Source organism: Jiangella anatolica, from assembly GCF_003236295.1.
GTDB classification, from domain to species: domain Bacteria; phylum Actinomycetota; class Actinomycetes; order Jiangellales; family Jiangellaceae; genus Jiangella; species Jiangella anatolica.
Genome location: NZ_POTW01000081.1, coordinates 13,260 through 31,747 on the forward strand (window position 1 = coordinate 13,260; position 18,488 = coordinate 31,747).

General features: G+C 73.4%; 16 protein-coding genes. 7 read left to right on the forward strand and 9 right to left on the reverse strand.

The window, feature by feature from the left end; all coding sequences use genetic code 11:
- Window position 1 precedes the first annotated feature (1 nt).
- The 4 genes from C1I92_RS25095 to dhaK all read right to left on the reverse strand — a co-directional run bounded on the left by C1I92_RS25095 (window position 2) and on the right by dhaK (window position 5,138).
- On the reverse strand, window positions 2-2,926 hold the full coding sequence (locus C1I92_RS25095) for a beta-L-arabinofuranosidase domain-containing protein (RefSeq protein WP_146605275.1): 2,925 nt from the start codon (window positions 2,924-2,926) through the stop codon (window positions 2-4).
- 192 nt (window positions 2,927-3,118) lie between these two features.
- Entirely contained in the window at window positions 3,119-3,517 is a 399-nt protein-coding gene (dhaM, locus tag C1I92_RS25100) for a dihydroxyacetone kinase phosphoryl donor subunit DhaM (RefSeq protein ID WP_111257380.1), read from the reverse strand.
- On the reverse strand, window positions 3,514-4,143 hold the full coding sequence (gene dhaL / locus C1I92_RS25105) for a dihydroxyacetone kinase subunit DhaL (protein ID WP_111257393.1): 630 nt from the start codon (window positions 4,141-4,143) through the stop codon (window positions 3,514-3,516). Before dhaL ends, dhaM begins: the two co-directional genes overlap by 4 nt.
- Before the next feature lie 2 nt (window positions 4,144-4,145).
- Window positions 4,146-5,138: a dihydroxyacetone kinase subunit DhaK gene (dhaK, locus tag C1I92_RS25110; RefSeq protein ID WP_111257381.1), complete on the reverse strand. Its 993-nt coding sequence runs from the start codon at window positions 5,136-5,138 to the stop codon at window positions 4,146-4,148.
- 92 nt (window positions 5,139-5,230) lie between these two features.
- Here dhaK and C1I92_RS25115 point away from each other — a divergent pair, with 92 nt between their 5' ends.
- Window positions 5,231-5,872: an IclR family transcriptional regulator gene (locus C1I92_RS25115; RefSeq protein WP_111257382.1), complete on the forward strand. Its 642-nt coding sequence runs from the start codon at window positions 5,231-5,233 to the stop codon at window positions 5,870-5,872.
- A 7-nt stretch (window positions 5,873-5,879) separates the two neighbouring features.
- On the opposite strand, the gene C1I92_RS25120 is transcribed toward C1I92_RS25115, so the two are convergent.
- Window positions 5,880-7,517 (reverse strand): hypothetical protein, encoded by a 1,638-nt coding sequence (locus tag C1I92_RS25120; RefSeq protein WP_111257383.1) that lies wholly within the window; start codon window positions 7,515-7,517, stop codon window positions 5,880-5,882.
- Between the two features lie 133 nt (window positions 7,518-7,650).
- On the reverse strand, window positions 7,651-8,154 hold the full coding sequence (locus C1I92_RS34600; RefSeq protein ID WP_199521570.1) for a hypothetical protein: 504 nt from the start codon (window positions 8,152-8,154) through the stop codon (window positions 7,651-7,653).
- A gap of 157 nt (window positions 8,155-8,311) precedes the next feature.
- Between C1I92_RS34600 and C1I92_RS25130 the strand changes: the two genes are divergently transcribed.
- Window positions 8,312-9,772: an FAD-dependent monooxygenase gene (locus C1I92_RS25130; protein WP_111257384.1), complete on the forward strand. Its 1,461-nt coding sequence runs from the start codon at window positions 8,312-8,314 to the stop codon at window positions 9,770-9,772.
- Here C1I92_RS25130 and C1I92_RS25135 read toward each other — a convergent pair.
- Window positions 9,741-10,223: an Lrp/AsnC family transcriptional regulator gene (locus C1I92_RS25135; protein WP_111257385.1), complete on the reverse strand. Its 483-nt coding sequence runs from the start codon at window positions 10,221-10,223 to the stop codon at window positions 9,741-9,743. The two genes, C1I92_RS25130 and C1I92_RS25135, sit on opposite strands and share 32 nt — an antisense overlap.
- Before the next feature lie 122 nt (window positions 10,224-10,345).
- Here C1I92_RS25135 and hppD point away from each other — a divergent pair, with 122 nt between their 5' ends.
- Window positions 10,346-11,554, forward strand: a complete 1,209-nt coding sequence (gene hppD, locus C1I92_RS25140; RefSeq protein ID WP_111257386.1) for a 4-hydroxyphenylpyruvate dioxygenase — start codon at window positions 10,346-10,348, stop codon at window positions 11,552-11,554.
- On the opposite strand, the gene C1I92_RS25145 is transcribed toward hppD, so the two are convergent.
- Window positions 11,499-12,107, reverse strand: coding sequence for a hypothetical protein (locus C1I92_RS25145; protein WP_111257387.1), 609 nt, complete (start codon window positions 12,105-12,107; stop codon window positions 11,499-11,501). The two genes, hppD and C1I92_RS25145, sit on opposite strands and share 56 nt — an antisense overlap.
- A gap of 12 nt (window positions 12,108-12,119) precedes the next feature.
- Window positions 12,120-14,306: a preprotein translocase subunit SecA gene (locus tag C1I92_RS25150; protein ID WP_438940536.1), complete on the reverse strand. Its 2,187-nt coding sequence runs from the start codon at window positions 14,304-14,306 to the stop codon at window positions 12,120-12,122.
- Window positions 14,307-14,405: 99 nt separating this feature from the next.
- On the opposite strand from C1I92_RS25150, the gene C1I92_RS25155 reads away from it, so the two are divergent.
- From C1I92_RS25155 to C1I92_RS25170, 4 genes are read left to right on the forward strand one after another with little or no spacing between them, the layout of a single operon-like run.
- Complete coding sequence (locus tag C1I92_RS25155; protein ID WP_111257389.1) at window positions 14,406-15,815, forward strand: M1 family metallopeptidase; 1,410 nt, start codon at window positions 14,406-14,408, stop codon at window positions 15,813-15,815.
- A gap of 34 nt (window positions 15,816-15,849) precedes the next feature.
- Window positions 15,850-16,284 carry an ArsR/SmtB family transcription factor gene (locus C1I92_RS25160; RefSeq protein ID WP_199521571.1) on the forward strand — a complete coding sequence of 145 codons (435 nt, stop codon included), beginning with the start codon at window positions 15,850-15,852 and terminating at the stop codon, window positions 16,282-16,284.
- A complete protein-coding gene (locus tag C1I92_RS25165; protein WP_111257390.1) occupies window positions 16,284-17,210 on the forward strand; it encodes a cation diffusion facilitator family transporter in 927 nt (308 codons plus the stop codon). The genes C1I92_RS25160 and C1I92_RS25165 overlap by 1 nt, the downstream gene beginning before the upstream one ends.
- Window positions 17,211-17,234: 24 nt before the next feature.
- Window positions 17,235-18,236, forward strand: coding sequence for a type IV toxin-antitoxin system AbiEi family antitoxin domain-containing protein (locus C1I92_RS25170; protein ID WP_111257391.1), 1,002 nt, complete (start codon window positions 17,235-17,237; stop codon window positions 18,234-18,236).
- The last annotated feature ends 252 nt before the right edge of the window (window positions 18,237-18,488 follow it).

The window sequence follows — 18,488 nt, forward strand, 5'->3', positions numbered from 1 at the left end:
GTCAGAAGTCGGCCACTGACCGGGCGGCGGCGATGAGGATGTCCTGTCGCTGCCGCCTGGTGTGCCGGCCGGCCTCGAACCACTCCTTCGAGACGGCCTCGACCTGACGGATGAACGTGCCGTGGTCGGCGAACGGCGCGGCCGCCCAGACCCGGTCGAGGAACGTCTCGCCGGCGGCGTCGCGGATCGCGTCGTTCGGCACGCCGGTCGTCCGCGTCCGGAAGACCACCTCCGGCTCCACCCGCTTGACGTACGGGTGGAACGAGTTGAACTGCCCGGGCACCGGGTCGGCGACGTAGTACGGCGCCAGCAGGTAGCCGTGCGTCGTGAAGTGCATCGACGCGTCGCTCGGCTGGATCGACGCCGCGAGGTCGCCGTCCAGTCCGAGCTGCGGGAAGAACGTGAACTCGCGATAGCTCGGGGTGGCGTCGCGCACGACCATCAGCGTCGGCCCGTACATGATCGACTGCACCGACTTGTCGTTGAGCGCCTTGTCGACCCAGAAGCTGAGCGGCATCGTGATGTCGACGACGTCCCCGGCCTGCCAGCTGCGGCTGACGGTGACGTACGACGACGGCGTCGCGTCGACCTGCTGGTCGCGGCCGTTGACGGCGACGGAGTAGCCGTGCCGCGCCCAGCCGGGCACCCGTAGCCTCAGGTCCAGCGGGCCGCTGCCGCTGAGGAACCGCAGCCGGGTCGCGCCGGCCGCCGGGAACGCCGTCTCCTGTGCGATGACGAAGCCGCGCTCCGGCCAGGTCAGCGTCGCCGGGATGAACAGGTTCAGGTAGAGCGCCGACCCATCGGCGGACCGGAAGAACACCGTCTCCTGGTACTTCGTGTGGCTCTCCGTGCCGGTGCCGTTGCAGCAGCTGCCGTTGCCGCCGTACCGGCTGTACTCGACGGTGGTGCCGATGCGCCGGGACCGGCCCGGCCACATGTTCTGGTGGTACGTCACCTCCGTCGCGGTGACGCTGTCGACGTCGCGGCGCGAGCTGAGGATCTGGTTGTGCAGCGCCTTCTCGTAGAAGTCCATGAGCGCGGCGTCGGGCTCGTGGAAGAACAGGTTCCGGGTCAGCCGGAGCATGTTGTACGCGCAGCAGGTCTCGGCGTGCCGCGGGTCGCTGCCGGACGTGAACCCGGACGTGATGTCGCCGCGCGCGCGGAAGTGCTCGCTGCGCCCGGCGCCGCCGTTGCTGAACGTGCGGTGCGGGACCACCATGCCCCAGAAGTTGCGGGCCGCCGTGTGGTAGTCGGTCTCGCCGGTGTGCTCGAAGATGCGCAGGTAGCCGATGTTCGGCGCCATGTACTGGTTCGCGTGCCGGCCATTGAGCTGGTCGACGTCGTCGATGGTGGCGTTGAACAGCGTGCTGAACGTGAACATCTTCGCCGCCGCGAGGAACCGGTCCCGCTGTGCGGCATCGGTCGTGTGCGACGCGAGCTCGGCCATGACCTCGTTCATCGACCCGGCCTCGCCGGCGCTGTACGTGTTCCACATGCTGTCGCGGCCTTGGGGCGTGAGGCGGCTGAGCCGGCTGTGCACCCACTCGCCCATCCGGAACAGGATCGGCAGCGCGTCCTCGTTGCCGGTGAGGTCGTAGGCGTTGAGCAGGCCGCGCATGATCTTGTGGTGGGTGTACCAGACGGCCCAGACGGCGTTCGGCCCGCTGTTCGGCTGCACCATCGGCGGCTCGATCCGGATGAACTGGCCCTCCGGGAACGCGGCCAGGTAGCCGGGGTAGCCGGTGCCGACGATGGTCGCGTGGCGGCCGTTCCCGGACGCGTCCGGCGCGCTCTCGCCCTCGTCGTCGAAGGTCCAGCGGGCCCGCAGCGCGGCGTTGTCGACCTCGGTGGCGCCGCCGGCGAGGGCCTGGATCTCGGCGGCGTCGAGCGCGCGGCCGTGCAGTTGCACCTCGTCGACGGCGGCGTTGAGCAGCGCGTGGTCGTTGCTGGTGGAGCGGCCGATCCAGTTGCTCGTCGTCGCTCCGAGCGCGGCCGGGGCCAGCGTCATGCCGGTGGCGACGGCGACCTCGGCGCCGTTGACGTAGAGCCGGCCGGTGCCGCCCTGCAGGGTGACGGCGACGTGGTTCCAGCTGTTCAGGGCGAGCTGGACGGGGGAGTCCAGGCGCTGTTCGGCGCCGGTCCCGTCGAGCGTGATCGCGAACCGCGGGCCGACGGCGTCGGAGACCCGCGCGGTGAGGGCGAGGTACACCCGGCTGCTCGTCGCGAGCGTGAGGATGCGCGCGTTCGCCTGGGCCGCCGCCGGGTTCACCCAGGCGCTGAAGGTGGCGTCGGTGAGGTCCGTCGTCAGGCCGTTCGGGAGCGTGACGAACTGGTTCGGGTGCGGGTCGCTGAGCCCGACCGCGGCGCCGAACCGGCCGGGGACGCGGCCGAGGTTGCGCGCGTCGAGCGCGTCCTGGACCTTGGCCAGCTCCGCGACCATGTAGTCCAGCTTGGTCAGGAAGATCTCCTCGCCGGTCGCCGCCCAGCACTGCGCCAGCATCGTCATCCAGTGGCCGGAGAAGTGGCCGCGCAGCAGGTGGTTCGGGGTGTCCCAGCCGCCCGGCCAGGTGCCCGGCGCGGGCAGGCCGGCGTTGGCCCGGAACAGGTGCAGCATCCGGTCCGGCCCGGCCAGGAGGTCGCCCGTGCCCGGGTAGTTGCGGGCGTAGTTCAGCATCCGGTCGCGCTTCTCCTTGTAGATGCCGTCGCCCAGGCTGACCTGGTTCAACGCGAACGGCGCGACCTCCCACACGGGCGACGTCCAGCCCGGGCGCGGCGCGCCGCCCGGGATGGCGGCGGTGGTCGTCGTCGCCTGGGCCGCGTGGGCGGCCGGCGCGACCGCGGCGGCGACGGCCGACGTCGCCGCCGGAGCGGCCGCCGCCAGCGCGCCCATCCGCAGCGCGTCCCGTCGGGAGAATCGCTTGCTCATCTCGCCCTCCTCGTTCAGCTCTTGTGAGCGTTAACAATTGGGTGGAGAGTCCACATTGGACGGATGTGACCTGTGATGTGTGAAATAGTGCACGGCGCCAGAGAACAGGTCAAGGGCGCTCGCCCCCATGATCATCAACCTTCTGTGTCGTCAGGACAGCACAGAAGGTTGATGATCATGGCGGCGGGCTGGTCAGAGCTTGCGCATCGACCAGGCCTGCTCGGCGGTGCCGACGACGGCGTCGAGGTCCTGGCCGGTGGAGGCCAGCACCGCGGCCGCCACCGCGCCCTCGGTGAACGGCGCGTCGGCCAGGCGGACGACCGGCCCGCCGCCATCGTCCTCGAGGTCCTCGATCAGCGTCTTCGACGTCAGCACGGAGCTGCCCATGTCCATGAGCACGCAGACGCCGTCGCCGCTGTCGGCGGCCGCGACCGCCGCCGCGATCAGCTCGATGCTGGTGCCGAACCGGCCGTCGTCGGTGCCGCCGGCCGGCCGGATCGTGACCGACGGGCCGGCCAGCTCACCGGCCAGCTCCGCGACGGAGCCGGCGACGGCCGGGCTGTGCGAGACGAGCACGATGCCGACCGTCACGCCGTGACCTCCGCCAGCGCCCGCAGGATGAGCGTCGTCGACGCGGCGCCCGGGTCCTCGTGCCCGACGCTGCGCGGGCCGAGGTAGCTGGCCCGGCCCTTGCGCGCCTGCAGCGGGATTGTGGCGGCCAGCCCCTGCTCGGCGGCGTCGGCGGCAGCGGCGGCCGCCATCGCGATCGGTCCGCCGTCGGCCGCGATCGCCTGGAACGCGGCGACGGCCGGGGCGAGCGCGTCGATCATGGTCTTGTCGCCCTCGTTGGCGCCGCCCAGCTCCTTGATCGCCGTCAGCGCCGCCTCCAGCGCCGCGCCCAGCTCGGGCGCCTCGACGGAGGCGGCGTCGCCGAGCGCCTTGCCGGCCCGGCGGAACGCGCTGCCGTACAGCGGCCCGGACGCGCCGCCGGTCTTGGCGACGATTCCGCGGCCGGCCGACACGAGCACATCGCCCGGCGTCGTCGGCGCCTTCTCGGCGATGTTGGTCAGGGCGGCGGACAGGCCACGGGCCATGTTGGCGCCGTGGTCGCCGTCGCCGATGGCCGCGTCGAGGCCGGTCAGCCGGGCCTCGTCGGCCTTGACGGCGGCCTCGGCCGCGGTGATCCAGGCCGTCGCCGTCGCGGTGTCGAACGCCATGCTCACCGTCCCCAGCGCAGCGCGGGCGTCGCCACCGGGGCGTCCCACAGCCGCAGCAGGTCGTCGTCGAGCGCCAGGACGCTGATGGAGAAGCCCTGCTGGTCGAGGCTGGTGATGTAGTTGCCGACCAGGCTGCGTGCCACCCGCGCGCCGTGGCCCTCGATCCAGGCGGCAGCCTCGGCGAACGCGCCGTACAGCTCGATCAGCGGGGTGCCGCCCTGGCCGTTGAGCATCACCAGCAGGTCGCCGGAGAGCGGGCGGTCGGCGTGGATCACGTCCAGCGAGTAGCCGACGAGGTCGTGCACCGGCGCCATCGAGCCGCGCTCGCGGCCCGGCTCGCCGTGGATGCCGACGCCCAGCTCGACCTCGTCGTCGGCCAGGTCGAAGCCCGGCTTGCCTGCGGCCGGGACGGTGCCGGCGTGCAGCGCGATCGCGAACGACCGGGTCACCTCGTTGACGTGCGTGGCGATGCCGGCGACGGTGTCGAGGTCAGCGCCCTCCTCGGCGGCGGCGCCGGCGATCTTCTCGACGAACACGGTGCCGCCGACGCCGCGGCGGCCGGCCGTGTAGGTGGAGTCCTCGACGGCGGCGTCGTCGTTGGTGACGACGCTGACCACGCGGATGTCGTCGTCATCGGCCAGCTCTGCCGCCATGCGGAAGTTCAGGACGTCGCCGGTGTAGTTCTTGACGATGTGCAGCACGCCCGCGCCGCCGTCGGCGGCCTTGGTGGCGGCGAGGATCTGGTCGGGCACGGGCGACGTGTAGACCTCGCCCGGGGCGGCCGCGTCGAGCATGCCGTAGCCGACGTACCCGCCGTGCAACGGCTCGTGTCCGGAGCCCCCACCCGAGACCAGTCCCACCTTGCCCTGCGTCGCGCCGCCCGCACGCGAGACGACCCTGTTCTCCAGGTCGACGGCGAGCGACGGATGGGCGGCGGCCATGCCGCGCAGCGCGTCGGCGATGACCGAGTCGGGGGAGTTGATCAGCTTCTTCATCGACGGACCGACCTTCCCGTGATGCGTGGATGTCATCTGCGTGACACAGTACGCGCGAAACGACCCGCCGGACCGGGCACTGGCGAACCTCTATGGTTGTCGCCGTGGTGGAGATCTCCCAGACGCTCGATCGCGGCCTGCGTCTGCTCGAGGTGCTGTCCGCGTCGAGCAACGGGCTCACCGTCGCCGAGGCGTCCACCGTCCTGGGCGTCAACCGCACGATCGTGTACCGCCTGCTCGCGACGCTGGAGCAGCACGGGCTGGTGCGCCGGGTCGCCGGCGGCCGGTTCGGTGTCGGGTTCGGGGTGCTGACGCTGGCCGGCAGCGTGCAGCCCCTGCTGCGGCAGGTCGCGCAGCCGGTCCTGCGGGCGCTGGCCGAGGACGTCGGCGCGACCGCGCATCTCACCATCGCCGACGGCGCCGAGGCGCTGGCCGTCGCCGTCGTCGAGCCGACCCGCACCGACTATCACGTCGCCTACCGTGTCGGCTCCCGGCATCCGCTGGAGCGCGGGGCCGCCGGCCGCGCCGTCCTGCGGGGGCGTGCTGGTGTGCCGACGTTCGTCGCCACTTCCGGCGAGCTGCAGCCCGGCGCCAGCGGGGTGGCCGCGCCCGTGCTCGGCGTCGCGGGTGTCGAGGCCAGCGTCGGCGTCATCGCGCTCGGGCCGCTCGCCGCCGACACCGTCGGGCCGCGGGTCGTCGAGGCGGCGGCGGAGCTGAGCTCGCGGCTCGGCTGAGCTGCTCCTACTCGGTGACGGTCACCGCGATCTCGTTCGACACCATCTCGCCGTCGTCGGCGTTGATCAGGCGGAACGCGTTCGGGCCGGGCGCGTCGGTGGCGACGGAGCCGCTGAACGAGCCGTCGTCGCGGGTGGTGAGCGTGATCGGCCGGCTGGCCGGGTAGTCCTGCCACTCGCCGTCGCCGACGCGGTGCTGCAGGCGCAGCTGGACACCGGCCTCGGCGGGCGCGAGCGTGCCGGCCAGCGCGATCAGTCCGTTCGGGGGGACGCTGACCGGGTCGGCGGCGAGCGTGACGCCCTCCTCGGGGACCGGTTCGCCCGGAGCTTGCGTGCCGGGTCCGGTGCTGGTGGAGTCGCTGGGCCGGGCGCCGTCGTCGGGGCGGGAGCCGAACCAGGCTCCGCCGGCGAACCCGATGACGGCCGCGATGCTGAGGCACGCGGCGAGGGCCCCGGCGGTGGCCCGGTTCGGCGGGTCGCCGCCGGTGCGCCGGGTGCCCGGGGCCGCGCGGCGGGTCTCGCGGCTCTCTCGGCTGTCGGGCTCGAGCGCGCGGTCGTCGTCCTCGTCGTCGTCCAGGCCGGGGATGAAGGCGGGGGACGCGGTCCTCGTGGCGGGCTCGGCCGCCCGTCCGGCGGCGCGGCGGCCGCCTCCGGTCCGGGGCGCGAGCCGGGTCTCCGGCGCCGGGTCCTGGGTGGGCGTCGCCGGTGTCGATGTCGGTGCCGGTGCGAAGGCCTGGGTGTGTTCGGGCGCCCGGGGAGGCGCGGCCGGCTCCGGGCGGAGTGGTGTCGCCGGTGCGGCGACGGGTCCGGAGGTGCGGTTGCGCGCCCGGCGGCCCGGCGCGGCGTGCTTGGACGCGGAGCGGGTGGGGCTCGGGTCCGCGGCCGGGGCCCGAGCCGGGTCGGAGTCCAGCCCGAGCGGATCGTCGGGATCGGGCTGTGGGGCCGGTGCGGACCAGAACGGCGTGCCGAAGACCGGCGCCGCCGCTGCATCGGCGGCCCGCGAGGTGGTGACGCCGGGCTCGGCGGCGGCTCGGGAGGTGACGCCGGGGTCGGAGGTCCGGGATGAGGCGCCTGGCTCGGCGGTGGTCCTGGAGGTGGCGACCGGGCCGGATGCGGCGGTGGTCCCTGGAGCGGCAGCGCCGGTCGCGGCCTGCGCCTCGTCGGCGCTCGGAACCACACCGGAGTGGCGGCCCCTGGCCCGGCGTCCACCGGCCGGCCGCGACTCCGCGGGCGTGTGGCGGGCCTCGCCGGCCGCATGCATGGATTCGGGGGCGGCCTGGCGGGCCTCGCCGGCCGGATGCCGGGACTCGGCGGCCTTCCGCGGCGACTCCTCGGCGGTGCGCCGGGACCGTGCACCGGTGTACCGGCTCTCGGCAGGCGCCCCGGCCGGGTCGGCGGGCGCTCGCCGCGTGTCGTCGGCGGCCGGGGGAGATCCCGCGGCCGCGTGCCGGGACTCGGTCGACGCCGGCCGGCCGGTGTCGATCGCCGGGCCGCTCGCCGCCGCATGCTTGGAGGCGGGCCGCTGGGCGGGCGGCGGCGCGTCGTTCCCGGCGACCAGGTCGCCGAGGCCACCCAGCAGCGGCCCGGTCTCGTGCGGCGCCGGACCGGCGGACTCCAGCCAGTCGGCGATGCCGAGGTCGTCCACGGAACCGGCGTCGGCTGTAGCGTCGTCACCCGCCGCGCGGCGGCCGCCGGCGGCATGTCTGGACGAGGGCCGGGCGTCGCCGGCTGGAGGGCACATCGTCGCCTATTGAAGCATCCGTCACCGACGGAGCGCTTCAGCTGACCGTGACCTGGACTTCATTGGACACCACCGAGTCGTCGTCCTCGCGCACGAGACGGAACGCGTTGACCCCGCTCTGGCTGGTGGTGACGTAGGTGCTGAATCCGCCGTCGGCGTTGGTGACGGGCTGGGTGGTGAGCGGGAAGGTCTCCCAGTCGCCGCCGTCGACGCTGCGTTCGAGCCGCAGCTGGATGCCCTCCTCGGGCGGGTCGATGGAGCCGGTGAAGTCGATCCGGCCGCCCGAGCTGATCTCCGTCTGTTCGGAGGCCAGGGTGAGCGCGCCGTCGCCGGCGGGGGTCTCGGTCTCGGTCGCGGGCGGCTGCTCGCCGCCGGCCGGGGTGTCGCCGCCGCCCGGCGTGGTGCCGCCCGGCGTGGTCTCGGACGCGGACGGCGTGCCGCCGTCGGCCTGCGAGCCGAAGTAGCCGCCGCCGGCGAACCCGACGATGGCTGCGGTGATGAGGCACGCGGCGAGCGCGCCGCCCGAGGCTCGACTGGACATCGGAGACATTCAACCCCCACACGGGGGGTCCGAGGCAAGTCCGCAGGATCGCGACGTCGGACGTGACCAGGTGTGATGACGAGTGTGACGGCCGCGACGGTATCGGGAGGCGTCGGGACGGGTACCGTGCCGAGTGGCGGAAGAGCCGGGAGGGACGATGAGTGACACGCCGGACGTCGTCGTGGTCGGGGGCGGCCCCGCGGGCCTGCTGCTGGCCGGCGATCTCGCCACCGCCGGAGTCTCCTGCACGCTGGTCGAGCAGCGCGCCGGCCGCTCGCCGCTGACCAGGGCGTTCGCCGTCCACGCCCGCACCCTGGAGATGTTCGACGCGCGTGACATCGCCGAGCGGGTGATCGACACCGGGCAACGGGTGAGCGCGCTGAGCCTGTTCGGCAGCATCGAGGTGGACCTCTCCGAGCTGCCGACGCGGTTCCCGTTCGTGCTGGTCACGCCGCAGTACAACGTCGAGGACGTGCTCGCCGGGCGGGCCCGCGCGGCCGGCGCCACCCTGCGGACCGGCGTGACGGCGACCGGGCTGGACCAGGACCGCGACGGCGTCACCGTGCGGACGGACCAAGGCGACCTGCGCGCGAAGTACGCCGTCGGCGCCGACGGGGTGCGCAGCACGGTCCGCGACGCGCTCGGGTTGCCGTTCCCCGGCGAGGCCGTGGTCGAGTCGGTGATGCTCGCCGACGTCCGCCTGACGACACCGCCCGACGACGTTCTGGTGGCCAACGCGACCGACGACGGGTTCGCCTTCGTCGCGCCGTTCGGCGACGGCTGGTACCGGGTGATCGCCTGGGACCGCAAGCTGCAACGGCCCGACGACGACCCCGTCGACCTGGCCGAGATCAGCGCCGTCGCGGCGAAGGTGCTCGGCACCGACTACGGCCTGCATGACGCGCGCTGGCTGTCCCGCTTCCACAGCGACGAGCGGCTGGTCCCGCGCTACCGCGAGGGCCGGGTGTTCCTCGCCGGCGACGCCGCGCACGTGCACTCGCCGGCCGGCGGGCAGGGCATGAACACCGCGCTGCAGGACTCGGCGAACCTGAGCTGGAAGCTCGCCGCGCAGCTGCACGGCTGGGCCCCGTCCGGCCTGCTGGACAGCTACGACACCGAGCGCCGCGCGGTCGGCGCGAGCGTCGTGCAGGGCAGCGGGACGCTGCTGCGGATGGCGCTGACGGGGTCCGCGCCGCTGCGCACGGTGCGCAACGTCGCCGGCGCGGTGGCCGCCAGCATCGGGCCGGTGCAGCGCAAGGCCGGCGAGTTCGTCTCCGGGCTGGCCATCGGCTACACCCGGTCCCGCGGCGACCATCCGCTGGCCGGCCGGCGCGTCCCCGACGTCAGCATCGTCACCGAAGGCGGCACGAAGACCCGGCTCTACGAGGCGCTGCGCGCGGGCCGGTTCGTCCTGCTGACCGGCCAGGACCACCACGGCCTGGTGGACCCCTGGGCCGGCCGGGTCGACCTCGTCACGACGGTGGACCGCTCGCACGGCCTGACCCTCGTCCGCCCGGACGGCTACGTCGCCTGGGCCACCGACAAGCGCCCGATGGTCCGCCGCGACGCCGAGCTGCGCGCCGCCCTCATCGCGTGGTGCGGACAGCCGTCTCGCTAGCCGACGCCACCAGGGGGAGGATCCGCGGCGCGACGACGGTGGACAGCGCGATCAGCGTCGACGTGCGGACGATGTCGTCGTCGCCGACCAGGTCGTCGATGACGCGCTGCAGGTCGTCGTTGTCGCGGGCGACGATGCGGCAGAGCAGGTCGCCCTGACCGGTGATCGTGTGCACCTCCAGCACCTCGGGGATCCGGCTCAGGTGCGCCGCGACGGACTCGCGGGCGCCCTGGCGGATGTCGAGCATGGCGAACGCCGTCACCCGGAAGCCGAGCGCCGCCGGGTCCACCGTCGGCGCGAAGGTCGCGATGACCCCGGTCTCGCGGAGTCGGTCCAGCCGGGCCTGCACCGTGCCGCGGGCCACCTGCAGCCGTCGCGACGCCTCCAGCACGCCGATCCGCGGCTCGACGGTGAACAGCTCGAGGATGCGGGCGTCGAGGCCGTCGATCATGCGTCCTCCCGGCTAGACAATCTGCACAGTGATGCACCACTGAGGGTGGCCACACCGTACACCGTGATCACCGCCGGCGGCGACACTTGCCCACCCGGCAACAGCCCCGGCAGAGTCCTGTCATGACGGCCACCGACCACACCCTGACGCCCGAAGAACGCGACGCCGACCTCGATCTCGAGCAGCTCAAGCAGCTGGTCGGGCTGGTCGAGTACGACGAGAGCAAGGATCCGTTCCCCGTCACGGCGATGGACGCGGTGGTGTTCGTCGCCGGCAACGCCACCCAGGCGGCGCACTTCTACCAGTCCGCGTTCGGCATGGAGCTGGTCGCGTACTCCGGCCCGGAGACCGGCAACCGCGACCACAAGGCGTTCGTGCTGCGGAGCGGCTCGGCCCGGTTCGTCATCAAGGGCGGCGTGGTGCCGGACAGCCCGCTGCTGGACCACCACCGCCGGCACGGCGACGGCGTCTCCGACCTCGCGCTGGAGGTCCCCGACGTCGACCGGTGCGTCGCGCACGCGCGGGCCCAGGGCGCCACCGTCCTGGAGGAGCCGCACGACGTCAGCGACGAGCACGGCACCGTCCGGCTGGCCGCGATCGCCACCTACGGCGAGACCCGGCACTCGCTGGTCGACCGGTCCCGCTACACGGGGCCGTACCTGCCCGGCTACGTGGCCAGGACCTCGTCGTACGTCAAGCGCGACGGCGCGCCGAAGCGGCTGTTCCAGGCCGTCGACCACTGCGTCGGCAACGTCGAGCTGGGCAAGATGGACTACTGGGTCGAGTGGTACAGCAAGGTCATGGGCTTCGTGAACATGGCCGAGTTCGTCGGCGACGACATCGCCACCGACTACTCCGCGCTGATGTCGAAGGTCGTCGCGAACGGCAACCACCGGGTGAAGTTCCCGCTCAACGAGCCGGCCATCGCGAAGAAGAAGTCGCAGATCGACGAGTACCTGGAGTTCTACGGCCAGGCCGGCTGCCAGCACATCGCGCTGGCCACCAACGACATCCTGCGCACCGTCGACCAGATGCGGGCCGAGGGCGTGGAGTTCCTGGACACGCCGGACTCCTACTACGACGACCCGGAGCTTCGGGCCCGCATCGGCACCGTCCGCGTACCGGTCGAGGAGCTGAAGAAGCGCGGCATCCTGGTCGACCGCGACGAGGACGGCTACCTGCTGCAGATCTTCACCAAGCCGATCGGCGACCGCCCGACGGTGTTCTACGAGATGATCGAGCGGCACGGCTCGCTGGGCTTCGGCAAGGGCAACTTCAAGGCGCTGTTCGAGGCGATCGAGCGCGAGCAGGAGCGCCGCGGGAATCTCTGACCTCGGTCGTCTGCACCAGCCCGTAGACGAACCGGGCCAGCCGGGCCGAGCCGGTGGGCGTCGTGTACGCCATGTGCCACCGGCTCGGCGCGTCGCCCTCCAGGTGCTTGACGTCGGCGTAGGTCTGCTCGACGTCGCCGATCACGCACGACCACGGTTCCAGGTCGCCGTCCGCGGGCAGCGGCGGCACGGCGCCGCCGCGCTCGCGGGCCAGCCAGCCGTTGACGACGCTGCCGCTCGCGCCGGTCAGCACCTCCCAGCGCAGGTCCGGCCAGAGCGGCAGGAACCAGTGGAACAGCCGTCCGCGCAGGTCGCCGATGCGCACCTCGCTCTCGCCGACCGGCGCGCCGAGCGCGATGCGGTACCGGTCCAGCCCGCGCGGCGCCCGCCGCGACCGCTCCGTCGACTGCCAGAACGCGTTCGCCCGCCGCGCGTCGGAACGATCGACGCCGAGCCGCTCCCAGGCCTGCTCCACCAGCTCCGGCTGGAAGTCCTGCATGCGCCGCAGCAGGACTAACTGGAACTCGGTGACGCCGAACCCGCCCAGTGCCATCGGCCCAGTCTGTCAGTCGTCGGGGCGGCCGAGGACCCGCTGGGTGATGCCGCGCAGCAGCCGCTCGACCGGTGAGCCGAACGGGTCGTCGCGGATGACGTAGGTCCAGGTGGCCGACGGTCGGCCGAGGCCGAGCTCGGCGGCGTCGGTGAGGTCCGGATGGGCGGCCAGGAACTCGTCGGCGTCGTCGTCGGCCCGGCGCAGCAGCGGCTCGAAGGCGCTGACGGCCTCGGCGTTGAACTCCACCACCGGCGCCTTGCCCGACAGCGACCGCAGGGGCGTGCCGTCGCGCACCTCGGCCAGGTGGGCCAGGTGGTCCGCCCAGGCCCGGTCGAGGAAGAACAGCCGCACACCGCGCTCCGGCTCGTCCAGCGCGAGCAGCTCCTCGCGGCGGTCGAGGACGTGGCCGCGCTGGCGGCGCGGGACGACGGCGTACTCCTGGGTGTTGGCGTAGATCCGCATCGTCACGCCCTCGGCCACCCGCTGGGCGTGCTCGGCCTGCTGCCGGGCGCCCGCGGCGGCGATGCGCCCGTCGGCGTCGGTCGTGGCGCGGATCCGGCCGTGCCGGGCGATGACGTCGTCCTCCAGGCTGGCGAAGAAGACCGAGCCGCCGGGGTCGCCCTGGCGTCCGGCCCGGCCGCGCAGCTGGTCGTCGAGCCTGGCCGACTCGTGCGGCTCGGTCCCGACGACGAGCAGCCCGCCCAGCTCGGCGACCTCCTGCCGGGACCCGTTGCTGCCGCCGAGCCGGATGTCGATGCCGCGGCCGGCCAGCTGGGTGGAGACGGTGACCGCGCCGCGCCGGCCCGCCTCGGCGATGACCGCGGCCTCGGCCTCGTCGTTCTTCGCGTTCAGCACGACGCACGGGACGTCGGCCGCGGCGAGCAGCGCGGCCAGCTCCTCGCTGTCGGCGACGCTGGGCGTGCCCGCGAGCACCGGCCGGCCGGTCGCGTGCGCCGCCGCGATCCGCTCGACGACGGCGCTCAGCTTGTCCTTGCGGGTCGCGTAGAGGGCCAGCGGCTCGTCGACGCGGACGCACGGCACGTCCGGCGCGATCACCTCGACCCGGCGCCGGTACATCCGGTCGAACTGCTCCACCGCCGACGCCGCCGTGCCGGTCATCCCGCACAGCAGGCCGAACTCCTCGACCAGCTCGGCGGCCGTGACGGAGTCCAGCACCTCGCCGGCCTGGCTCGGCGCCAGTCCCTCCTTCGCCTCGACGGCCGCCTGCAGCCCGTCGGGCCAGCGCTGCAGCCGCGCGACCCGGCCCTTCGAGGCGTCGACCAGCTGGACGGCGTCGTCGCGGACCAGGTAGTCGACGTCGCGGATGAGCAGCGCCGCGGCGTGGACGGCGAGGTTGGCCCGGGTCAGCGTCCGGCCGCCGTCGTCCTCGGAGTAGAGGTCGACGCCGAAGGTCCGCTCGATCAGCTCCTCGCCCGCCGGGGTGAAGGCGACGCCGTAGCCGTCGGCGCTCACCGTGTAGTGGGTGCCCGGCGTCATCGACGCGACCAGCGCGGCCATGGTGGTGTCGGGCTCGGCATCGTCGACGGCGCCGGCGAGGACCAGCGGCAGCCGGGCCTGGTCGACGAGCACCGAGTCGGCCTCGTCGACGATCACGACGTCGCGCCGGCCGCGCACCCGCTCGGCCTCGTCGCGGACCAGCCGGTCGCGCAGCGTGTCGAAGCCCAGCTCGCTGGCAGGGACGTAGGTGACGTCGGCGGCGTAGGCGGCCCGCCGCTCGTCCGCGCTGGACGCCCCGTCGATCCACGCCACGCCGACCCCGGCCGCGTCGTACAGCGGCCGCATCCAGGCCGCGTCGCGGCGGGCGAGGTAGTCGTTGGCGGCCAGCACCGTGACGTGCCGGTCACGGACGCTGGACAGCACCGCGGCGAGCGCGCCGGCCAGCGTCTTGCCCTCGCCGGTGTCCAGTTGCACGATCCGGCCGGCGAGCAGGCCGAGGACGGCCAGCAGCTGGTTGTCGTGCGCCCGCTCGCCGAGCGTCCGGCGGCCGAGCTCGCGGACCAGGGCGAGGGCGGTGGCCTCGTCGGGGTCGTCACGCAGCCGGCTTGCCAGCTCGTCGTCGGGGACGCCGGCCAGCGCCGGCTCCACCTGCGTGGCACGGCTCACCGTTCGCCGCTCGGCCGCGTCCGGCACCAGCGGCCGGACCCCGAGGAAACCCGCCAGACGCGCGCGCACACCCACGAGGCTCCACCCTATGTCGTCCGATCGGGTCGTTCCCTTTTGTCCGGATCTCCGGCAGGCTGCGGTGATCACACGCCGTCTACCTGGGGAGCGTCCTCGATGAGATCTCGTGTCAGGTCCGGCCTCGCCGTGGCGGCGGCCGTGGCGCTGCTGGCAGCCGGCGCCGTCCCCGCGGGTGCGTCGTCCCGGCCCGCGCCGGGCGGCTCCGGCGCCGGCGACCCCTACTTCCCGTTCGCCGGCAACAGCGGCTACGACGCCGTGCACTACGACCTCGACGTGCGCTATCAGCCGCCGGCAGCGGCGCCTGCCCCGCTGGCAGGGCAGCTGGACGCCGTCGCGACCGTGACGATCGTGCCGACGCGGCATCTGACCAGCTTCAACCTGGACCTGCGCGGTCTGGAGGTGGATTCCGTCGCGGTCGGGAGCCGGCCGGCGACGTTCACCCGCGAGGGCGACGAGCTGATCGTCACGCCGAGGACGATCCTGCCCCGCGGCAAGGAGGTCGACGTCGTCGTGACGTACGGCGGCGCGACCGGGCGGCCGCGCGACATCGAGGACGCGCTGTACGGGTGGGTGACCACGCGCGACGGCGCGATGGTGGCCAGTGAGCCGGACGGCTCGATGACCTGGTACCCCGTCAGCGACCACCAGACCGACAAGGCCACCTACGACGTCGCCGTGACGGTGCCCGAAGGGCTGGTCGCGGTCGGCAACGGCGACCTCGTCGGGTCGGCGACGGCGGGCGGCTGGACGACGTGGGAGTGGTCGTCGCGCGAGCCGATGGCCAGCTACCTGGTGACCGCGTCGGTCGGCAACTACGAGCTGCGACAGTGGACGACGCCGGGCGGGCTGCTGAACATCGACGCGATCGACCGCGACCTCGCGCCGGCGGCGTCGGCCGGGCTCGCGCAGACCGCGGAGATGATCGCGTTCTTCGAGACGCGGTTCGGGCCGTACCCGTTCTCGTCCTTCGGCGCCATCGTCGACGACGACAGCGTGGGCTACGCACTGGAGACACAGACCCGGCCGATCTACTCGACCCGGGCCAACGAGGGCACCGTCGCGCACGAGCTGTCGCACCAGTGGTTCGGCAACTCGGTCAGCCCGGAGCGCTGGGCGGACATCTGGCTGAACGAGGGCTGGGCGACCTACGCGGAGTGGCTGTGGTCCGAGCACGACGGACGCACCACGGCGGCGGAGAACTTCGCCGACGTCATGGCGACGCCCGCCACCAGCTCGTTCTGGCAGACGATCGTCGCCGACCCGGGGCCGCTCGGGCTGTTCGCCGGCGCCGTCTACGACCGGGGCGCGGCGACGCTGTACGCGCTGCGGGAGCGCATCGGAGCCGAGGCGTTCGACGCGCTGTCGCTGGAGTGGCCGGCGCGGTACAAGGACTCCGTCGCGACGACGGACGACTTCCAGGCGCTGGCCGAGGAGCTGTCCGGCCAGGACCTGGAGGCGTTCTTCGACGCGTGGGTGTGGACGGCGGGCAAGCCGGCCGTTCCCTGAGCGATTCATCGGCGGGGTGCGTTATCATCGCCGTATGACGATGAATCGGACGTCCGCCGATAGCGTGGCGGTGCGGCTGTTCCACGGCCTCGCCGACCCGGCGCGGCTGGAGATCGTCCGACTGCTCGGCCACGGCGAGCGACGGGTGGTGGACCTCACCGCCGAGCTGGGGCTGGCGCAGTCGACGGTCTCCGGCCACCTGTCCGCGCTGCGCGCCGCCGGGCTCGTCGAGCCGCACCCGCACGGCCGGTCCACGTTCTACGCGCTGGTCCGCCCCGAGCTGTGGGCGCTGCTGGCCGCCGCCGAGGACGTCCTCGCGGCGGCCGGCTCGCCGGTGCGGCTGCGGCCGGACGGCGTGGTCGCCGGGGCCGGCGGGGCGCACGGCGCGCACGCGGACGCCGTCGGGTCGGCGCACCGGGCCCGGCCGGACGCCGCCGTGCCCGCGACCAGGCCGGGGCAGGTGCACTGATGGGCGCGGGGCACGGCCACGGCCTGCCGCAGGGCGGGACCGCCTCGTACGCGCACCGGCGGCGGATGCAAGCGGTGCTGGCGATCATCGTCGTGGTACTGGCGGTCGAGGTCGTCGGCGCGTTCTGGTCCGGGTCGCTGGCGCTGCTGGCCGACGCCGGGCACATGCTGGCCGACGGTCTCGGCGTCGCGCTGGCGCTGCTGGCGACGACGATCGCGACCCGGCCGGCGAACACGGCGCGGACGTTCGGCTGGCAGCGGGCGGAGATCCTGGCGGCGCTGACCAACGGCGTCGTCGTCGCGGGGATCGGCGTGTTCGCGATCGTCGGCGGCATCCGGCGGCTGAGCGATCCCGGCGAGATCGAGACCGGGATCATGCTGGCCGTCGCGATCGTCGGCCTGGTCGCCAACGCCGGCGCGCTGCTGCTGTTGCGGTCCGGCCAGCGGGAGAGCCTCAACGTGCGCGGCGCCTACCTCGAGGTGCTGGGCGACACGCTGGGCTCGCTGGCGGTCGTCGCCGCGGCCGTCGTGATCATGGCGACCGGCTGGGTGCGGGCCGACGCGCTGGCGTCGATGCTGATCGGCGTGCTGATCCTGCCGCGCGCCTGGCTGCTGCTGCGCGAGGTGCTCGACGTCCTCCTCGAGGCCACCCCCAAGGGCGTCGACCTCGCCGACGTCCGCCGTCACATCATGGAGATCCCCGGCGTCGTCGACGTGCACGACCTGCACGCCTGGACCATCACCAGCGGCGTGCCGGTGCTGTCCGCCCACGTCGTCATCGCCGACGCCACCGAGCCCGGCTGCGGCGCCGACTCCGTCCTCGACGGCCTGCACGCCTGCCTCGCCGGCCACTTCGACATCGACCACAGCACGTTCCAGATCGAGCCCGAAGGCCACGTCGAGCACGAGCACGCCGGCCACGCCTGACCGTCCCATCATGGCTGTCCACAGATGGCGAATCGGGGCTGGTGCGACGGCGCCGGGTCGCGCAGGCTGGCCGGTGTGGATCTCGACGACGTCATCGCGGCGCAGCACGGCATGGTCAGCCGTGCTCAGGCGCTCGCGTGCGGGCTGAACCCACGCGCCCTCGAGTGGCGGGTCGGCTCGGGACGCTGGCGGCGTGTGCACGCAGGTGTCTTCGCGACGTTCTCCGGCCCGCCGAGCTTCGAGGCACAGGTGTGGGCGGCGATCCTGCGGGCCGGACGCGGCGCCGTGGCCAGCCATCGCACAGCGGCCTACCTGGACGGCCTGTGCGACGATCCCGGCTCGGTCATCCACATCACCGTCCCGGCGGATCGCTACGTGCAGTGCAAGATCGACGGCGTGCGGGTCCATCAGGCGCACAGACTGCCGCTGACCCGGCACCCCTCGAAGAACCCGCCACGCACGCGCCTCGACGAGACCGTGCTGGATCTCGTCGACATCGCACCGCACCCCCGCGACGCCGAGACCTGGGTGACGGCGGCCTGCCAACGTCGCCTCACCACCCCCGAACGCCTCGCCGACGCTCTCGGCCGCCGCAAGAAGATCCGCTGGCGCCCGATGGTCGAGGCGATGCTGTCCGACGTCGCCGACGGCGCACAGTCACCCCTCGAACTGCGCCATCTACGTAGGGTCGAACGTGCCCACGGCCTGCCGACGGGGTGCCGCCAACGCCGCGTCGCCGGACAACGGGTCATCTGGATCGACGTCGACTATCCCGAGCACCGGCTCCGGGTCGAGCTGGACGGGCGCATCGGCCATATCGGCGAGGGCCGCTTCCGCGACCGGCGTCGCGACAACCGCGCCACCGTCGACGGCCACGCCACCCTCCGCTACGGCCACGCCGACGTCTTCGGCGACCCCTGCGGCGTCGCCAAGGAACAGGCCCGTGTCCTCACCACCCGCGGCTGGACCGGACACCCCCGCTCCTGCGGCCCGTCCTGCCCCATCCGTCCCCATGATCATCAATGATCCAACCCCCTATAGAGCCTGTTGCGTTTTGGCTCGGTGTGGCGTCTGGCCTGGTTGATCGTGGTTTGAGAGGGTGGCGGTCGTGGCGAAGGAGTACCGGTCGGTGGATCGTGACCAGGCGTTTTTGTTGCCGCCGTCGATGACGGACTGGCTCCCGGGTGATCATCTGGTGTGGTTCGTGATCGCCGCGGTTCAGCGGTTGGACACGGCCGCGTTCCACGCGAGGGCCAGGCTCGGGTCGGTGGGTCGTCG